Source organism: Desulfurobacterium sp. (assembly GCF_027028515.1).
Taxonomy (GTDB): Bacteria; Aquificota; Aquificia; order Desulfurobacteriales; family Desulfurobacteriaceae; genus Desulfurobacterium_A.
The window spans coordinates 1-17694 of sequence record NZ_JALVIW010000007.1 but is presented as its reverse complement, the minus strand read 5'-3'; the positions used below and the strand labels follow the sequence as shown (position 1 = coordinate 17694).

At 37.1% G+C, this 17694-nt stretch carries 17 protein-coding genes and 1 tRNA gene; 1 reads left to right on the top strand and 17 read right to left on the bottom strand.

The features are described from left to right. Positions 1-1132: 1132 nt before the first annotated feature. From MV676_RS00475 to MV676_RS00400, 16 genes are all read right to left on the bottom strand, one after another. Positions 1133-1369: a hypothetical protein gene (locus MV676_RS00475; RefSeq protein ID WP_297444280.1), complete on the bottom strand. Its 237-nt coding sequence runs from the start codon at positions 1367-1369 to the stop codon at positions 1133-1135. A gap of 9 nt (positions 1370-1378) precedes the next feature. Next, a complete protein-coding gene (locus tag MV676_RS00470; RefSeq protein WP_297444278.1) occupies positions 1379-1957 on the bottom strand; it encodes a sulfotransferase in 579 nt (192 codons plus the stop codon). Further along, positions 1957-2967 (bottom strand): glycosyltransferase family 1 protein, encoded by a 1011-nt coding sequence (locus MV676_RS00465; protein WP_297444276.1) that lies wholly within the window; start codon positions 2965-2967, stop codon positions 1957-1959. Before MV676_RS00465 ends, MV676_RS00470 begins: the two co-directional genes overlap by 1 nt. Beyond that, on the bottom strand, positions 2964-4409 hold the full coding sequence (locus MV676_RS00460; RefSeq protein ID WP_297444274.1) for a flippase: 1446 nt from the start codon (positions 4407-4409) through the stop codon (positions 2964-2966). The genes MV676_RS00465 and MV676_RS00460 overlap by 4 nt, the downstream gene beginning before the upstream one ends. Positions 4410-4981: 572 nt before the next feature. Continuing rightward, positions 4982-5398 (bottom strand): HI0074 family nucleotidyltransferase substrate-binding subunit, encoded by a 417-nt coding sequence (locus tag MV676_RS00455; RefSeq protein ID WP_297444272.1) that lies wholly within the window; start codon positions 5396-5398, stop codon positions 4982-4984. After that, a complete protein-coding gene (locus MV676_RS00450; RefSeq protein ID WP_297444270.1) occupies positions 5389-5709 on the bottom strand; it encodes a nucleotidyltransferase domain-containing protein in 321 nt (106 codons plus the stop codon). The genes MV676_RS00455 and MV676_RS00450 overlap by 10 nt, the downstream gene beginning before the upstream one ends. A gap of 875 nt (positions 5710-6584) precedes the next feature. Beyond that, a complete protein-coding gene (locus MV676_RS00445; protein WP_022846315.1) occupies positions 6585-6809 on the bottom strand; it encodes a DUF2283 domain-containing protein in 225 nt (74 codons plus the stop codon). Beyond that, positions 6806-7036 carry a DUF4258 domain-containing protein gene (locus MV676_RS00440; protein ID WP_022846314.1) on the bottom strand — a complete coding sequence of 77 codons (231 nt, stop codon included), beginning with the start codon at positions 7034-7036 and terminating at the stop codon, positions 6806-6808. Before MV676_RS00440 ends, MV676_RS00445 begins: the two co-directional genes overlap by 4 nt. Positions 7037-7214: 178 nt before the next feature. Further along, a complete protein-coding gene (locus MV676_RS00435) occupies positions 7215-7670 on the bottom strand; it encodes a hypothetical protein (RefSeq protein ID WP_297444269.1) in 456 nt (151 codons plus the stop codon). Continuing rightward, positions 7667-7972, bottom strand: a complete 306-nt coding sequence (locus tag MV676_RS00430; protein ID WP_297444268.1) for a nucleotidyltransferase domain-containing protein — start codon at positions 7970-7972, stop codon at positions 7667-7669. Before MV676_RS00430 ends, MV676_RS00435 begins: the two co-directional genes overlap by 4 nt. A 635-nt stretch (positions 7973-8607) precedes the next feature. Then, positions 8608-8760: a hypothetical protein gene (locus MV676_RS00425; protein ID WP_297444267.1), complete on the bottom strand. Its 153-nt coding sequence runs from the start codon at positions 8758-8760 to the stop codon at positions 8608-8610. Next, positions 8760-11486 carry an SMC family ATPase gene (locus MV676_RS00420; RefSeq protein ID WP_297444266.1) on the bottom strand — a complete coding sequence of 909 codons (2727 nt, stop codon included), beginning with the start codon at positions 11484-11486 and terminating at the stop codon, positions 8760-8762. The genes MV676_RS00425 and MV676_RS00420 overlap by 1 nt, the downstream gene beginning before the upstream one ends. A 55-nt stretch (positions 11487-11541) precedes the next feature. Next, positions 11542-12084, bottom strand: coding sequence for a translation initiation factor IF-3 (infC, locus tag MV676_RS00415; RefSeq protein ID WP_022846352.1), 543 nt, complete (start codon positions 12082-12084; stop codon positions 11542-11544). Continuing rightward, a complete protein-coding gene (gene thrS, locus MV676_RS00410) occupies positions 12081-14057 on the bottom strand; it encodes a threonine--tRNA ligase (protein WP_297444265.1) in 1977 nt (658 codons plus the stop codon). Before thrS ends, infC begins: the two co-directional genes overlap by 4 nt. 22 nt (positions 14058-14079) lie before the next feature. Then, complete coding sequence (locus MV676_RS00405; RefSeq protein WP_297444264.1) at positions 14080-15990, bottom strand: penicillin-binding protein 2; 1911 nt, start codon at positions 15988-15990, stop codon at positions 14080-14082. Then, positions 15987-16259 carry a hypothetical protein gene (locus MV676_RS00400; protein WP_297444263.1) on the bottom strand — a complete coding sequence of 91 codons (273 nt, stop codon included), beginning with the start codon at positions 16257-16259 and terminating at the stop codon, positions 15987-15989. The genes MV676_RS00405 and MV676_RS00400 overlap by 4 nt, the downstream gene beginning before the upstream one ends. Positions 16260-16305: 46 nt before the next feature. Between MV676_RS00400 and MV676_RS00395 the strand changes: the two genes are divergently transcribed. Further along, positions 16306-16382, top strand: a tRNA-Arg gene (locus tag MV676_RS00395). Between the two features lies 1 nt (position 16383). Here the strand turns inward: MV676_RS00395 and purF are convergent. Further along, a partial coding sequence (gene purF, locus MV676_RS00390) for an amidophosphoribosyltransferase (protein ID WP_297444262.1) occupies positions 16384-17694 on the bottom strand: 1311 nt, incomplete at its 5' end.

Sequence of the window (17694 nt, the reverse complement as noted above, 5' to 3'; positions counted from 1 at the left end):
GTAATTAAAAGCTACTCTTTTTCCAAAAAATCCTAATATTGGAGGATTTCTAAACATTATAAAATTCAAAAAAACTATTAGAAATATAATTATAAATAATATAATATAAACTAATCTTAATTTGATCGAAGAAACAATTAATCTATTAACTCTCACTTTGCCACTTTGAGACTTAATCAAATTTCTACATATATTAAAATCAGAAATTTCAAAAATTATACGGCAAAAAAGATACCCAAATAAAAAACATAATACTGAGATAAAAAACACAAGAAAAAGTAAGGTATACTTGGGCACCATAAAACACGAAATCTGCAAAAAGTAGGTTATTAACATCAATAGCCATACAAGAACAAATAAGACAAACGGATTCAGAATGCTAAACATACCTCAAAGCTCCTCCAACAGCTATATTCCTAAGAAGACCGGTTTTAAAAAACCTACATTTTGAAATTATTTTAAGCCCAAAAATGTAATCAATTTCGGTATAAATAAAAAAACATCTAGAATCTTTAACACTTCAGTATCTAAAATATTTTTATATTTTTTTCTGAAATCTTCAGCTTGTACAAAGATTTTCTGTAAAGATTGAAGAACATATCTTTCGTATATAATTCTACCCAGGATAAACTTAAGATTCCACCTTCTGGCTCCCGCATCATTGGTCCCATGTTGCCTATATAAGATTAGTGATTCTTCCACATAAGAAGTATTCGCAAAAGCAGATGCAACCAAAGCCAACCACCAATCATATGTTATAGCTCATCTAGGAACATTTAAATTTAAAGGAGACCACATATCATAGTCGAAATTACCATTGGCACTTCTAAATTTTATGCTATCACCTATAAAATACAATTTTATCAAGCTAAGCCTTAGCATATCGTCTTTATAACCTTTCTCTTTTGATCTACAGAACCTTCATTTTTGGACATATTTCTATACCTTATTTAATTTAATATAGCGCTTTATAAAGTTATTGCCTATGAATCTCATTCCTTACATCCTCACATCCTCTAACCATCCAATTGTATCTGACCAGACGTTGTAGTCTAGAGTTATCGTATAAACCGATTATAAGTATATCAAACAATCAAATCTCCAATTCATTATAACCCAACTTACACAATAGCTAATCTTCTTTAATATTTTCATAAATTTTAACTAAATTCTTATCGGAAAGAAAAGCATATTTTCTGTTAGGATTAATATCACCTACTGCCATCTTTATCTCTTCTTCTGTAAAGCTCAAATTTATTTCATTTAGAATGCTTTTTATATTCTCAACAGGATTCCCCAAAAATTCTTCATATTTTACATGCAAAATCTCTAAATCATAGTCTTGTTCTAATTTAAAGACATGAGACACATATTCTTTTCAGAGCTTAATTCCTTCCAAAATATTTTCCACTCTAACGGAATTTCCATATCCTATATATCCCCTTGTTAATAATAACTTGACATTTTTTTTAAAATTCCATTCAAAATTTTTCCTATATTTTAAGGTCCTTTTTCTCAAACTTTCTGCAACATCTATAGGATTACGGTATATATGAATAATTTTTGCATTAGGAAAGACTTTCAACCATATATCAAGAGTAAATGTATTTCTCGGATCTTTCCATCCCCACGGGAAATCCAGTTCTTTTAAACTTCTGTATTTAAAGAAGTCAGGAAATCCCAGGTACTGTACTCTTCTTATACTTTTTATATACTTATTGGCGAGTTCTGTCATTAACTCTCTAAAATCCGGCCCTGCCAGTGTGTAATTGTAAGGATTATCCCATGAAGCATGTGCTTGTTTTAGAACCCAATCATTGAATCTTAGAAAAAATAAGGCTTCATTATTTTGTTCCTTTTTCCACCCCATAAATATCCCAAGTTTTCCAAGAATACGGGAAAGCATGGAAGTTCCAGATCTATGCATGCCAATGATTATAACAAGTGGTCTTCTCATTACTTAATCCCCTTTAGTATTCCTTCAAAAACTTTCAAATGGTTCATCGCACTTTCTTTCCAAGTAAATTTCTTAGCTCTTTTTATACCTCTTTCAGATAAGTCTTTCCTTAGTTGACTATCTTCCATTAACCTCCGCATAGCATTTGATATCTCTCCTATAGAATACGGATTAACAAGCAAAGCGGCATTTCCCGCAATTTCAGCACAAGCCGATATATTTGAGGTTATTACAGGACATCCGCAAGCCATAGCCTCAAGAATAGACATACCAAAACTTTCATGCAAAGAAGGAAATACAAAAGCAATCGCATTACGATAAAGAACTGCAAGTTCCCCGTGAGTTTTAGGTGCTTTTATAAGCACTATATTTTCATTCTTAATCTCTTTCTTATAACCAGGAAGCACCAACACAAACTTAGCTTTAGGTTCTGGAATTTTAATATAAGCTTCTATAATTCTATCTACATTTTTTTTAGGCTGATATTGAGACACATGGAGGAAATAATCGCCTTGCCCCAGCATTGATCCATATTCGTTAAAAATATTCAAGTTCACTCCATGATATATAGGACAAACTTTATCTTTCGGTAAAAGCAACTTACTACATATCTCCTCTTTAGCATAGTTAGAAACGGTTATTATTTTAGAAATTCTATCCTTATAAATCTGCCACTTCATAAAATGCATCCATTTGTAAAGTTCCCCTTTTATCAAAGATTTCACAGTTGGATAGTAAATCCTCGGACTCACAGTAAAGGGAGCAGCTCCATGTAATGTTACAACTACCTTTTCATCTTCTATTAAAGTCAAAAGTCTTACAGAAGGAAAGCTACCACCTGCACAGTTCGGAAACCAATAAATATCTACTTCATCTCTCAAATTTCTTATTTCTTCTTTAGTAAAAAAGAAGTAAAATTTAACATATTCAGGAAAATTTTCTAAAACGTTATCTATATAGTTTGCTATACTAAGAGGCATTCTGTGGGGTTTAAAAATGGCTAATTTCAACAATTCTTCCTCCTCACTACATAAGGCAAGTTCCAAAAACCCAGTTTTCTTCTAACAAAAATTAAAGCAGCCAAACTCGACCAGATATGAGAAAGTAAAGTGGAAAAAGCAGCTCCATTTATTCCATAAAAAGGAACTAAAATAAGGTTTGCTAATACTACTATTACTGCACTAATAGTCCATATTCCAAATATAATCTTCTCATAAGACGTCATATTAAGAAGATACCCTACCGAACCAGTAGTAACATTTACAAATTGTCCAATTGTCAAAATCATCAAGGCTACAGCTCCTGCTTTAAACTCTTCTCCAAATATCCCAAGTATAGGCTTTGGAAAAATTAAAAATAACAGCAATATCGGGAAAGAAGTCCAGAATATTAACTTCGTTGACTGCTGAGCAACCTTTGCAAGACCTTTTATGTCTCCCTTTCCCCAGAATTCAGCAAATTTTGGAGCTGCAATGGTATTTATTGCCATTAGTGTAATGCTTGTTATCATTGAAACTCTAAGTGCAACGTTATAAACGCCAACTTCCTGAGCACTTCTAAACATTCCGAGCATTACAGTATCTGTCCAACCCATAATCAAAGCTAAAGAACTTGATAAAAGCATGGGAATAGAAACAGAAAGTAAGGCCTTGTATGAGAATAGAAATTCTTCGGCGCAGGATGCCTCAGAATGACGTAGAGGGTGGGGAGATTCTTCGCTTCGCTCAGAATGACACGGAACTGGAGATTCTCCGGCGTGAAGCAACTTAGAATAACAGAAATAATATAAGTACTTTTTCCACATTAGAAATGCAATAATAGATAAAACTACAATTGCGGTTACATATGAAAATATTGGCAGTTCAACATTTCTGCCGATCAGATATATTCCAGCAGTAAAAAGTATAAGAGCTATTCCGGATATACCAGTTTGCTGTAAAAGCATATACTGTTTTATTTTTTTCAGTCCTCTTATACTTTCCCTGTGAATCCATAGAAGAACAAATGGTACTATAGCAAAGGAAATTATGTGAAAGTAAGGTGTAAGGTAAGGTTTTTTGAAAACAGCTGACGCCAGAACAGGCGATATAAAATAGACAGAAACAGCAACCATTATTGAAAAAGGAATTACAAGCGTTAAAGCCTTTTTGTAAATGCCTTTTAAAATGTCTGGTCTTTCTTTTGCTGTATATTCCGCCGTGAATCTTAAAAGGGCTGTATCCATTCCAAGACGACCGACAACAGATGAGATTTGAAGAACAACAAGGCACAGGGCAAAAATCCCCCACGCCCTGGCACTTAAAGTTCTCGTAACAAGCAGGGTAAAAAGATAACCAAAAACTATTCCAAGAATCCTAAATCCAAAAGCTGTACCTGCACCCTTTACCAGTTCGGCGAAGTGGATATCTGAATTTAGTTTACTTTGGAGTTTGCGTTTGAGTCTTGTTATCATCTGTTTTCCTATGGGTCTGTTGTGTGGTGAGCGTATTTTAGCATGTCTGTTTTCGTTGATGAAAGAGATTCTTCGCTTGCGCTCAGAATGACAGGAATGGGCGCTCAGAATGACGGGGAGAGGTGCTTAGGACGACATTTTCTTTTGTCATTCTGATGGTGAAACTTTAAAGGTTTGTTGAGATTCTTCGGCGCAGGGCGCCTCAGAATGACTTTTTGTTTTGTGTCATCCTGAGGACAGAGTCCGAAGGATCTATGAGATTCTTCGCTTCGCTCAGAATGACAGAAAAAGGGCTCAGAATGACGGAAAGGGAGAAGGGCTCAGAATGACAGGAAGGGCACCTCAGGATGACGGGAAAGATGACCGTTTTAAGCAGCAACTATGATTCCATTCTAATTTTCCAATAAAAATCCGAGGCTACCGCTCAAAACTTCTAAGGTGTATTATAACAAACTGGTTAACTCTGAAAAGTGGATTCCTCTCTCGTAATATGCTCCTTTGCACTCTCCAGACACTCAATCGCTGTAGTTGAGGATGATTATGTACATTTTAGAAAAATCTTCATTTCATTATCATTCTTTGTCCTTCACATGTCTTCGTAAATCTAAAAGCACCTTTTCCAGTTGAATTATGTACTTCTCAAGTTTTGAAAATAGCCGTTCAGCTACTTCTTCTCTATACGTATGGGAAGTTAAATTTCTGTCATCTATCATTTTAAGGAGAAGAATTGTTTCCTCTTCGTTCAAGTGACCTGCAGAGAAAAACTCCCTTATGCAAGATTTAGGGCTTCTACATTCAATTCCTTCAATCTCTCTTAAGTAAGATTTAATGCACTTCCAGAAGATTTCAACAGTGAATTCAAACCTCTGAACGGCACTATCTCTAAAAAAATAGTAATCATTTTTATCTGAATTTTTCGTTCTCAAGTAAGCTTCTCTCAGCCTTTCTAAAGCTTTTTCAAAATCTTCTACAAGCTTTTCTAAAGCCATTTTTTACCCTCTCTTAAGACAACTTTTAGAAGTTCCCTGCTTGAAGACAGATCCACTAAATCGACTTTATAGGGGAAATTGCTTTCTTCCAGAATTTCTTTTAGCATGATTAGTTTATCTGATATATCTTTATCCGCTATAAATCCGATATCAACATCTGAAAAAGGAGCATTATCTCCCCTTGCACGTGAACCAAATAGATATATTCCTACTTTCTCGTTTTTAAAAAATTTTCTCAGGAAATTCTCCAAATCTTTTATTGTTTCTAATTTTAGACGGGAACTGTCTAAAATTTCATTATCTTTAATCACAACACGCTCTCCTAGAAATTAAGGAAACGCAAACTTTCATAAGCATTACTTCGAAATTTACCCAAATTATAACTATCAAATGAAAAGTCTGCGCTACCGCTCAAAACCTGTAAAGTGTATTATAACAAACTGGTTAACTTCGGTAAAATACATTCTTGCTCCGTTCTTCATACGGAAATACTGTCATTGTTTTAACATCAAATACCTGCATTTTTCCCCTCACAAAATTTGATTTTCAGCAATTTTAGCAACTTATTTTCGGTTGATTCAATCGCTTTTTAATCTATCTCTAATTTAAAGGCTTATAAAATTTAAGGGAGTAAGGGAGAGATTCTTCGGCGCGGGGCGCCTCAGAATGACTTTTTGTTTTGCGTCATCCTGAGGACAGAGTCCGAAGGATCTATAAGATTCTTCGCTGGGTTCGTGTGAGAGATTCTTCGCTTGCGCTCAGAATGACAGAAAAGAAGTGCTCAGAATGACTGCAGTGAGGTCACTTTATTTCCTAAAGCTATTTCTCGTCTTTTCATCAAACATCTCTGCTCCCGTTTCACAGCTCATCATTCACGGTTCACATTATCTTTCTACCGACTGGCTACTCGCACTTTCTATAACCTTAAAAGAATGAACCAAAAATGCCAATTTTTTTACGTGAAATTTAGATTTTATATACGCCTTATTTTTTCTCAAAAGAGAAATTATATCTATTGCCTCTTGAGGCAATCCTTTAAAGGCGTTACTTTGTTTCACTCGCATAAAAATTCCCTCGCCTTACACCTTCAGCCCTTCTACCTTCCATTGTTTACCATTCACAGTTCACCTTCTTCAGCCTCATGCCTTCAGCCATTTACCTCTAATCCTAACTAACCTTCTATTTATCAAAAAATTTTCGCCAGGTCTTTTTCATTTATAGCTAAAGAGTAATTTAGAATTGTTTTCAAATCTATTTTCTTAGAAGCATCTAAAATCTCTATTCCCACTATCTTACCATTTGGTGTAGTATCAAGATTTACTCCTTCTATAATTTCTATCACTCCATCCGGCTTTTCATTACTTAGTTTGATGTAAAGTGCATCTACCTCTTTGTCATAATAAACTTTCATCTCTTCTTTTTCCTCCTTTTTAAAGGATAAGCAGTAATCACTATTACTGTATCCTCTTCCACGCTAACTACAATTTTTATTGGAAATTTATGTCCTTCCATCTCTTCTACAATTTCATGTTTTCCAAGAGATAAATTTTCCTTTTTTAGAACATTTTCAATAGCTAACAGAGAAAGTCTATATAGTTTAGCCCGCCGTTTTGCATGCCGAGAAAATTTTATTCTCATTTTACCTTTTCCTCAAAACTTCTAATGCACTTTTAACTACATTGTCCATATCATAATAGCGATACTTCTAAACATTCCATTAAAAGGTTTTTCCTGTTGTGGGTTACAACAACTGCACATACTGCTTCCTTTAATTTGATCTTCATAATTCAGTAATCTTTTCAACCAAGTATTACATTCACTCACAATATTTCAACTTCCGAACATAGCGGTTTATCTCATCCGCCACTTCAAACAATTTTTTACTCTTTTCTATTACCTCCTCCAATCTGTCCCTCAAACGCTCTTCCAGATATTCATGTGCAAGTTCATTTCTCAAATCTTTCATCTCTATAAGAATGTTGTAATCCTCCACGAACCCCCTTTTTTCGGCTCTTATTACGATATCAAGTTTTCTATTGATTTCCTCAAGTTCCAGATAATCCAGGCTTCTCAATACCTTGCTGATAAGTATGTCAACCGCTCTGGAGTATCTATTCATTAATGCTTCTATTATCTCAAGTTGCTCTTCTGAAGGATTCTCGAAATTTCCGGCAGCCTTAACTCTCTGAATGGATCTTTTCAGCCAGTATATACTCTTATTGAGAAGCTTCAAGTTTTGACAAAATACCTCTTTTCTCTCTTCAATGTTCACAATTTAACTCCGTACTTGTAAGCAAGTTTCGTAAAAACATCTTTAGAAGGATCAGGGGTAATGATCAGGTCTATTTTCCTGTCACCCAATTCTTTAAAGAGATTAACTCTTATTCTTCTTCTATCTTTGTAGTCAATCTTTGAAGAGATAACAAGAATATCTATATCACCTCCCCTTTTACTCAAATCCGTTCTACTGCCAAAAAGGATAATTTCGGCGGTGGGATCCACAGATAAAATAGCTTCCTTTATCTTCGTAATTTCTTTATCCGTCAACCTAACTTTTCTTTCCGTTGTTAGCATTATATTTTAACTCCTTAATCAAGTTCTGATAAATAATTACGTTATTAAATATATTACCTGAGTGGAAATTGTTCATGGGGTGAGGAAAATCCTTCACGACGGATTTTTCGCTGACGCTCAGAATGACGAGAGAATAGTTCAGAAAGGAATTTAGTAAAGCACTGCATGTGAGATTCGTTTGCTTTCATTGGCCGGCTGCTTTCTTTACCGACAATGCCGGGAAGGTAAATTCTATCTTTTCACCCACGTCAACGCAAACTCCAGGTGTAACGGCAAAAGTTTTGAATACTTTTGTTCCCGGTTCCCAAAGCGTATATACAGTAAGTCTCTTTTTTCGTCATATTCAAATCTAATATTTTTTCTTCTGTTCTAGAAAACTTTCCATGCCGTGCTATAACAATTAGAACAATGACTTCTCTATCTATCACTTTATAATAAACGGTTATTTCTTTCTCCGGAAAAAATTTACCGCTTTATATATATACAGAATGTTTCCTTCTTAGCCGGCGTTCACGTGATTATGCCTGACAAGTCCTACACTTTAACAAATGTAGATGCAACCGGAACAAAAGGCGAAATTACGATGAACGTGAGATTCTAATTTGGAGGGGGGAATGTCCCCCTCTTTTCAAAGGTTATGTTCTCTTCTTCTGAAGAAGTTTCTTACCGGCTTTGTATATTGTCTGTATTGATTTCTTGTTTTTCTTGTAGAAAATCATGGCATCCCGCACCAACAGAATAATGGAAAAAACCTGTATGGCTGTTTTTATCTTGCTCTTCTTTGTCATCACTCACCTTCTGCAAGTTTTATTGTTGAACCGTTTGCTGTCTTTTCAACACGTATAATTTTATCACCTGCAATTTCAAGTTCCGGATCGTGTGTTACAACAACCATCTGTGGAATTTTTCCTTTTAAATCAAGCAGTATGTCGGCAAGCTCTCTCTTTCTTTCATCGTCAAGGTGAATCGTAGGTTCATCAAGTATAAGCAGTTCAAACTTTGACATGAATTTCCTTGCCAGGGCAAACCGAAGGGCAAGGGCAAAGGCAACTTTTTGTCCTCCAGAGAGTTGATCAAGAGTAACAACACCCTGTCCCGGAATACCAAATTCTACCGTTAAATCTTCACTTATTGTTATTTCACTAAAGTCGAAGTTAAATTCAGAAAATATGTTTTTGCAGATGCTGGCTATTTCCGGAAGAAGTTGTTGCCTTAGTTCTGTCACAAATCCCGTGGAAGGGTGAAATCCAGCTTCTACCTGTTTTATAACGTCGTAAGCGCTCTTTAAAACCTTTATTCTATCCTTTACCTGAAGGAGTTCTTCTATCTCTTTTTTTGTCGCTGCGAGTGTTTCTCTTTTCTCCATTAAAGTTCCTCTCTTTTGATTTAAAGCTTTTAAGGCTTCTGAAAGTTTTTCTTCGCTATCTTCCACTGTTTTTTTGATCGTTTCATGTTCTCTTTCGTCGTAGCCGATGTCCTTTATCTTTTCTTCACAGTTTTTCAACTTTTCTTTTAAAGTTTCAAGTTCTTTAGAGAGAAGTTCTATTTCCTGCTCTATTTCCGGTCGGGCTTCAAGGTAGGCGGTTATTCTCTCTATTTCTCTTCTGTTTGCTTCAATCTCTTCTATTGCCTTTTTTAATTCCTTGCCGCTTTTAACATCTATATTAAATCTACTTTTTAGTTCTGAAATGGAAGCTTTAAGGTTTGCTGTTCTTTCGTCAACCGCACCTATGTTTTTAGCAACCTGGTCAGCATCAAAGGATTTTAACTCTTCCTCTATATTTTCTATTTCAGGTTTAAGGCGGGACATTTCACCGTTTAAAGAGGAAATGAAGCTTTTTAAAGATAGAACTGTCTCTTTCATTGATTCAACTTCTTTTTCAATGGATTCAAAAGTTTCATAAGAAAATTTCAGGCTGGCAAGTTCTTTTTGAACAGCATCTCTCTCTTCTTTTAGAGATATAAGTTCTTTCTCAAGGTTTTCTCTCTCTTTCAGCGAAACTATTGCCTCTTTTAGATTTTCTTCCTCTCTTTTTTTCTTAAGTTTGAGATTCTTTAATTTGTTCTGCAGTGTTTTTACTGTACCTTTATGCTTTTCTATAAAAGAGGAAGACTCTGAAATGAGATTTTTTATTTTATCTGCTGTAAGTTTGCTTCCACAAATAGGACAGGTGTTAATATTTTTACTTTCAAGTTTTTCAAGACGTTCCCTGTGCATTTTTATAAGTGATTCTGTTTCTGCTATCTGTTTTTCAACAGACGAAATTTCCCTGTCAGTTTCCGAAATCAGTCCTTTTAAACTCTCTAAATCAACAGCCGGCAGTTTTTTGAATCTCTCTTCTCTCTTTTCTATCTCTTTTTTAAGATAGGACAACTTCTCACTTAGACTTTCATGTTTAGATTTTGAAATTTTTAAGGATTCGTAAATATTAACTTTTTGCTTGTAAACATTTTCTGCTTCTTTAAGTTTTAAAGCAGCTTCAGAAAGCTCCCTTTCAACCATTTTTAAACGTTCTTTTTTCTTTGAAAATTCCCTCTTTAAAAGCTCAAATCTCTTTTTCCCTTCCTCAAGGTTCTTTTTCTTTTCAATCAGAAGTTTTAACTGTGATACTTTATCTTCAATCTCTTTTAGAACCGGAAGCAGTTTCACCTTTTCCTTTAGCATAGGGAGTTTCTTTTCCTCTACTTCCATAACGGACAGTTTCTTTTTCTTCTTTTCTATTTCAGAAATGACCTTTTGAAGCTGTTCCTGATATATCCTTTTTTCCTTTTCAACTGCTTCAACTCTGCTCTTTTTCTCTTCAAAACTTTTTAATACCTTTTGCTGCTGAGAGAGGAGGTTTTTCATTTCAATTGTTTCTTTTTCTTCTTCTGCTATCTGACGTTCGAGCTCTTTTATTTCCTCTTCAATAGAGATTATCTTTTTCTGCAGGTTTTCAAGTTGCTGAAGCTGAAATTCAAACTTGCTGAATTCAACCTCGATCTGTTTTGCAAAAGCTTTTATGGTTTCGTGCTTTTTGGCTATTTCCTCTAAGCCGAAGAGGCGGTTAAGGATTTCTCTCCTTGCCTTTGGTGTTCCTTCAAGAAACGTAACAAGTTCTCCCTGAGGAACGTAAACGGTATTTTTAAAAATTTCTGGTTCAAGGCCTAACTCTTTTCTTAAAACCTCTTCACAAACCTTAACGCCCATGGCAAGTTTGTTTCCGTCCCTGAAAAGCTCAACAGACTGAGCGCCTTTTGGTGTAATCTTCCTGACTACGGTGTACTCTCTGCCGCCGGTTAAAAATGAAAGAGTGATCTTTGCAGAAGATTTTTCTCTGTTTACAAGGTTGAGCAGATTTCTCCTTCCAAAAACGATATCCTCGCCGAAGAGGCCGAAGAAAATGCCGCGAAGGATGCTTGTCTTACCGGAAGCGTTAGACCCGATAATGATGTAAGACGTGTCCTCAAAGGGAAGATCCGTATTTTTATGGGAGAGAAATCCTTCAAGGTTTAGATGTCTTAGCCGCAGCATACCATCTCCATAGAACAAAGCCGGCGCACGCCGGCTGTAAAAGTAAAAGGGGTGATTATTTTTTATCTTTCTTAGGTGCAAGTATCATGAACATGTCTCTACCTTCTTTCTTCGGCTTCCTTTCTATCTGGGCAAGGTCTTCAACAGCTTTGTAAATCTTATCAAGCTGGGCGTATCCAAGCTCAAGGTGAGCCTGTTCCCTTCCTCTAAACATGATGACAACTTTTACCTTGTTACCCTTTTCAAGGAAACGCCGCGTCTGTTTTATACGGACGTTTATATCATGCTCATCTGTTCTCGGTCTGAGCTTAACCTCTTTAACTTCTATGGTTTTCTGTTTCTTTTTCGCTTCCTGTGCCTTCTTCTGCTGCTGATACTTGTATTTACCGTAGTCCATAATCCTGCAAACCGGCGGCTTTGCGTTTGGTGCCACTTCGACAAGATCAAGTCCCTGTTCCTTTGCAAGTTGAAGTGCTTTAAGAGTTGGCATGACTCCAAGCTTTTCTCCGTCAGCACCGATAACGAGAACCTCTCTTGCTCTGATAGCCTCGTTTACCCTTGTTTTTTCTGCTTTCTTACTTATGGCTCCCTCCTTCAAATTTTGTTTTCTATCTCAAATTTTAGCCTGTCAACGAGTTTATCAAGGGGCATTGAACCGATGTCACCCTCTTTTTTACTTCTGACAGAAACAGTGTTGCTTTCTCGTTCTTTCTGTCCGACAATGAGCATGTAAGGGATCTTCTGAACTTCAGCCTTTCTTATCTTGAATCCTACCTTTCCACTTTCATCGTCAAGTTTCACCCTTATTCCTGCTTTTTTAAGCTTTTTGTAAACCTCGTCAGCATAATCTATGTACTTGTCACTTACAGGAATAATGACTGCCTGAACAGGTGCAAGCCAGAGCGGGAAAAGTCCTGCATAGTGTTCTATAAGAAGACCAATAAACCTTTCCACGCTTCCCATAATAGCCCTGTGAACAAGAACGGGACGCTTTTTCTCACCGTCTCTATCAACGTAGTGGACGTCAAACCTTTCCGGAAGGTTAAAGTCAACTTGAATTGTAGGGCCGTCCCACTTTCTACCTATGGCGTCAAGAACGGCTATATCTATTTTTGGACCGTAGAAGGCGCCGTCTCCTTCAACGATGTTGTAGTCAAAACCTCTCTCTCTCAAAGCTTCTATAAGGCTGTTTGTTGCGTGTTCCCACTGCTCGTCTGTACCGATGTACTTTTCTGGCTTTGTTCCTATGTTTATGACATAGTCAAGCTTAAATGTTGAGAGAAGTTCCATGACGTAATCAAGGACTGATTGGATCTCCTCTTTAAGCTGATCAGGGCGGCAGAATATGTGACCATCGTCCTGTGTGAAACCTCTAACCCTCAGAAGACCGTGAAGGGAACCGCTCTTTTCGTACCTGTAAACCGTACCAAACTCAAAATACCTTATAGGAAGGTCTCTGTAAGACCTTGGTTGTGACTTGTATATGAGTATATGTGCCGGACAGTTCATGGGCTTTACTGCATACCAATTTGCCCTTTCTATCTCTTCAGGCGTTAGAGGAATTTCTTCGTTTCCAAGTTTTTCATCCTCATCATGTTCCACCACGGGAACAAAGAACATGTTTTCCTTGTAAAAATCATAGTGACCGGATGTTTTCCACAGTTCGGCCTTCATAAGATGGGGTGTGTAAACTCTCTCGTATCCGCGCTTTCTGTGTTCCTCTTCAGCCCAGGCTTCTATGGTCTGGCGCAGTATTGCACCGTTAGGGTGCCAGAAAACCAGTCCAGGTCCTGCCTCTTCGTGAATTGAAAAGAGGTCAAGTTGCTTTCCTAAAATTCTGTGGTCTCTCTTTTTGGCTTCTTCAAGTCTGTGAAGATAATCATCAAGCTGGCTTTTTTTCCAGAAAGCTGTACCATAAATACGCTGAAGCATCTTATTGCGTGAATCGCCACGCCAGTAAGCGCCAGCTAAGGAAAGAAGTTTGAAAGCTTTTATCATTCCAGCATGTTCAACATGAGGACCGCGGCAGAGATCGTAGAAATCCTCACCGAGCCAGTAAATGGTAATTTCGGCATCTTCAGGAAGTTCATTTATGAGTTCAATCTTGTAAGGTTCATTCTTAAATAGTTCTAAAGCTTTTTCTCTTGAAACAACCTCTCTCTTAAAAGGCTCTTTTTCTTTAATGATTTTAGCCATTTCTTCTTCTATCTTTCCAAGGTCCTCTTCAGAGATTGTTTCAGGAAGGTCAAAATCGTAGTAAAAGCCTTCTTCTGTTGAAGGACCTATTGCAAGTTTAACGCTGTCGTCTCCGTAAATTTTCTTTACTGCCTTCGCAAGAACATGTGACGCACTGTGTCTTAAAATGTGAAGGGATTCTTCATCTTTAGAAGTTATTATTTTTATGTCACCGCTCACCTTTATGGGTGTTAATGTATCTATCAATTCGCCGTTAAAAACAGCTCCAACTGCATTCTTTTCAAGACTTTTAGCAATTTTGCCCGCAATTTCCTTTACCGTTACACCTTCTTCAACTTCCATTACGCTACCGTCAGGCAGTCTTATCTCTATCATCTCTCTACTCCCGCTCAAAAAATTACCTGTCTATTTTACGATAACCTTTCTTATATGGGAAATCCTGATTAATAGGTTTCCGTTCCATTTTATCGCCAACGAAGAAATACTTGTACTTATCGGGTTTTTCTCTCTCATAGAGTAAAATCCTCTCAGCTATTTCTTTAAACACAGGAACCGCTATGTCACTTGCCCACAGCTTATTTTTCGGGACTTTCGGTTCATCAACGGTAACAACCATAACAAAATCCGGATCTGTAAGTGGAAAGGCGCCGGCGAACGTTGCCGTAATCTTATTCCTGTTGTAAGCCCTTATCCTCGGGTCATATTTAATTGCGGTTCCGGTTTTGCCACCTATGTAGAAGTTTTCCATCTTTGTGTTCGTTCCGGTTCCACCTTCGACAACCGTAGCCAGAACTCTTCTCATCTCTTTAGAAACCCACGGTTTTATAACCTGTCTTATCCTTATTGCCGGAAAGTCTTTGATTACATCGCCTTTGTCGTTGATGATCTTTGCGATAATTCTTGGTTTATAGAGATATCCTCCGTTAACAAGGGCGCAGTAGGCTGTGGCTAACTGAAGCGTGTTAACCATTATGTTGTGTCCAAAAGCAAGTGTGGCAAAATCTACGTTTTTCCACTTTTTATAATTTCTCAAAGGATAAATAGATTCGCCAGCTATTTCCACTCCTGTTTTCTGGCCAAAACCAAAGGCTTTCAAGTAGTTGTAGTACCTCTTTTTCCCTAATTTTTGAGCTATCTTTATGATTCCAACGTTATCCGAATACTTGATAACTTCCCAAGCAGCCAGGGTAACGTTTTCACCGTGAAATTCGTTATGAAAGACTTTATCGTCAACCCTGTAATTGGCAGGTACTTTTATGGGCGTCATTGGTGTTACAAGTCCTTCGTTTATTGCTGCGGCAAGAACGAATGGTTTTATTACAGAACCGGGTTCGTAAGGGGCACTTATGAAGCGGGGATTTATTTCTGATATAAAGTGTTTACCCCGTTTTGTTCCGTACTTGTAGAATGGATATGATGCAGCCGCAATGATGTCACCGGTTTTAGGGTTCATTACTACAACATTTATGAAGTTTGGATGCCACTTTTTTGCATATTTTTTAATGATTTTTTCTACTATGTACTGGATGTTGGCATCAATAGTAAGAACCACGTTATTTCCCTTTTTGTATGATAAAAAGAGTGCGTCTGGATCGTTAACGTATAGATTTCCTCTGGCGTCCTTTAAGGCTGGAATTATAATTTTATCACCGAGGATGATTTTGTGTTTCTCAAGATAAAGCTCAAGCCCGCTGATGCCTTTACCTGATGAGTTCAAAACACCGACGACAGAAGAACCGACACCGTACGGATGGACTCGCTCAAACTCAGGCATTACTCCTATCAAATCAAACAGCTTTGGCTTCATCTGGTGACTTTTTTCCATATACTCTTTTATTACCGCTGCAGCTTCCTTTCTCAGGTGGTTAATGTCACCATCTATGTTTTTCTTTAACCAGGCAAATTTTTCATTTTTAGAAAAGGCTTTTTTAAGGTCAGATTTTGTAATTCCCGTTTCGTTACCAAATATATTCAGGAAGATAGTCTGAAATAATTTTTTGTCTTTTATCAGCTTTGGTCTTATGTAAAAAGAGCACGTTTTCTTACTTACTGCTAAAGGAATTCCGTTTCTATCAAAGATTTCTCCCCTTTCAGACCGCAGGGTAAGTTTTCCTGTGTACTGCCTTTGAAGGAATGTCAGGTATTTTGATTTATCAAAGTAGCACAAATTCAGGAGACGAAGTATAAAAAGCAGCAGGAGAAAGATAGAAATAAAAAGAAAAGAATTGAGCCTGTCATCTTCGAATGGTTTAATGAAATAGTAAATTTTGTTTAAGAAGTTAACTATATGGTAATATAACTTTCTCATTCTATATATAGAACCTCATTTTCTTTCAAATATTTCATTTTTTTAGTGGCGTTGTCTACCGTTTCTGGTTTTAAAATTTCGTAATATTTTATCTGTAAATTATTATACTCAGATTTTAAATTTTGTATTTCTTCTATCATTTTTGCTATCTTTCTCTTTTCAATTATACATACGGAACGCAGGTGTGCAAGTTTAAACAGCAGGAAAATAAAAAGGAAAGGTGACATTATTATGAGAATAAGATTGACATAATTGAAGTACTTTGACATCACGTTGCACCTTCAGCCCGTTTAACTATATTTTATCTAAGCTATCGCGCCTGTAGCTCAGCTGGATAGAGCCCAGGACTCCGGATCCTGGTGTCGCGGGTTCGAATCCCGCCAGGCGCACCAGTTATCTCTCTTTTTTAGCCTGTTCAACAATCTCTTCGGGAATTTCAATAGGGTATTTGCCGTCAAAACAGGCTGTACAGTAACCGCACTCTTTTCCGCCGGCAGCTCTTATCATACCGTCGAGGGAAAGGTATGCAAGTGTATCGGCTTCTATGAACTTAGCTATTTCTTCGATCGTATAGTTGGAAGCGATAAGTTGCTCCCTGGTTGGTGTATCAATGCCGAAATAACATGGCCACCTTGTTGGTGGTGAACTGATTCTCATGTGAACTTCTTTTGCTCCCGCTTCCTTTAACATTCTTACAATTTTCCGGCTTGTTGTACCTCTAACGATTGAGTCATCTATAACAATTACTCTTTTTCCTTTTAAAACATCAGGAACAGGATTCAGTTTCACCTTGACGCTTATGTCCCTTGTTTTTTGAGTTGGTTTAATGAATGTTCTCCCAACATAATGATTCCTGATGAATCCAAGCTGAAATGGAATACCACTCTCTTCCGAATAACCTATAGCTGGAACAAGTCCGGAATCCGGAACGGCTATGACCACATCAGCGTCAACGGGATTTTCTTTTGCAAGTGTTTTTCCAAATTCTTTCCTTACAGAATAGACGCTCTTGCCAAAGATGTGACTATCAGGACGGGAGAAATAGACAAATTCAAATATACACTGGGAACGGCGGCAGTTAAGTCCTTCAAATGGATAGATGGTTTTAATGGAATCCTTTGAAACAATTATCATCTCTCCGGGTTCAACATCTCTGATATACCTGGCACCGACTAAATCAAGGGCACATGTTTCTGAAGCAAAGACGATAGAACCTTCTAACTCTCCCATAACTAAAGGTCTAAATCCCCATGGATCCCTTACAGCTACAAGCTTATCGTCAGCCATGATAAGGAGAGAAAAAGCACCTTTTAATTTTGTAATAGCATCAACAATTTTGTCTTCAAACGCAGCAGCTTTTGACTTAACTATTAAGTGAACTATAACTTCTGAGTCGGTGGTGCCTCTGAAGATGGAGCCTTCATCTTCAAGTTTTTTCCTGAGCATAAGGGCGTTAACTATGTTGCCGTTGTGGGATATAGCTAATTTTCCGATTCTTGAGGAGACAACTATTGGCTGTATGTTGTCAGGTGAGTCAGAAGCGCCTGATGTTGAATACCTGTTGTGTCCAACGGCTATGAATCCTTTAAGTTCGTCAAAAATTCTATGGGAAAAAACGCTGGAAACAAGGCCGAAATCTCTGTGGTAAACGATTTTATTTCCGTCAAATACCGCTATTCCGGCACTTTCCTGACCACGATGTTG

Excerpts from the sequence above, each read along its gene's own strand:
- MV676_RS00470 (WP_297444278.1), bottom strand. The coding sequence starts at position 1,957 with ATGAGAAGACCACTTGTTATAATCATTGGCATGCATAGATCTGGAACT.
- MV676_RS00460 (WP_297444274.1), bottom strand. The coding sequence starts at position 4,409 with ATGATAACAAGACTCAAACGCAAACTCCAAAGTAAACTAAATTCAGAT.
- MV676_RS00455 (WP_297444272.1), bottom strand. The coding sequence starts at position 5,398 with ATGGCTTTAGAAAAGCTTGTAGAAGATTTTGAAAAAGCTTTAGAAAGG.
- MV676_RS00445 (WP_022846315.1), bottom strand. The coding sequence starts at position 6,809 with ATGAAAGTTTATTATGACAAAGAGGTAGATGCACTTTACATCAAACTA.
- MV676_RS00440 (WP_022846314.1), bottom strand. The coding sequence starts at position 7,036 with ATGAGAATAAAATTTTCTCGGCATGCAAAACGGCGGGCTAAACTATAT.
- MV676_RS00430 (WP_297444268.1), bottom strand. The coding sequence starts at position 7,972 with ATGCTAACAACGGAAAGAAAAGTTAGGTTGACGGATAAAGAAATTACG.
- MV676_RS00425 (WP_297444267.1), bottom strand. The coding sequence starts at position 8,760 with ATGACAAAGAAGAGCAAGATAAAAACAGCCATACAGGTTTTTTCCATT.
- MV676_RS00420 (WP_297444266.1), bottom strand. The coding sequence starts at position 11,486 with ATGCTGCGGCTAAGACATCTAAACCTTGAAGGATTTCTCTCCCATAAA.
- thrS (WP_297444265.1), bottom strand. The coding sequence starts at position 14,057 with ATGATAGAGATAAGACTGCCTGACGGTAGCGTAATGGAAGTTGAAGAA.
- MV676_RS00405 (WP_297444264.1), bottom strand. The coding sequence starts at position 15,990 with ATGAGAAAGTTATATTACCATATAGTTAACTTCTTAAACAAAATTTAC.
- MV676_RS00400 (WP_297444263.1), bottom strand. The coding sequence starts at position 16,259 with ATGTCAAAGTACTTCAATTATGTCAATCTTATTCTCATAATAATGTCA.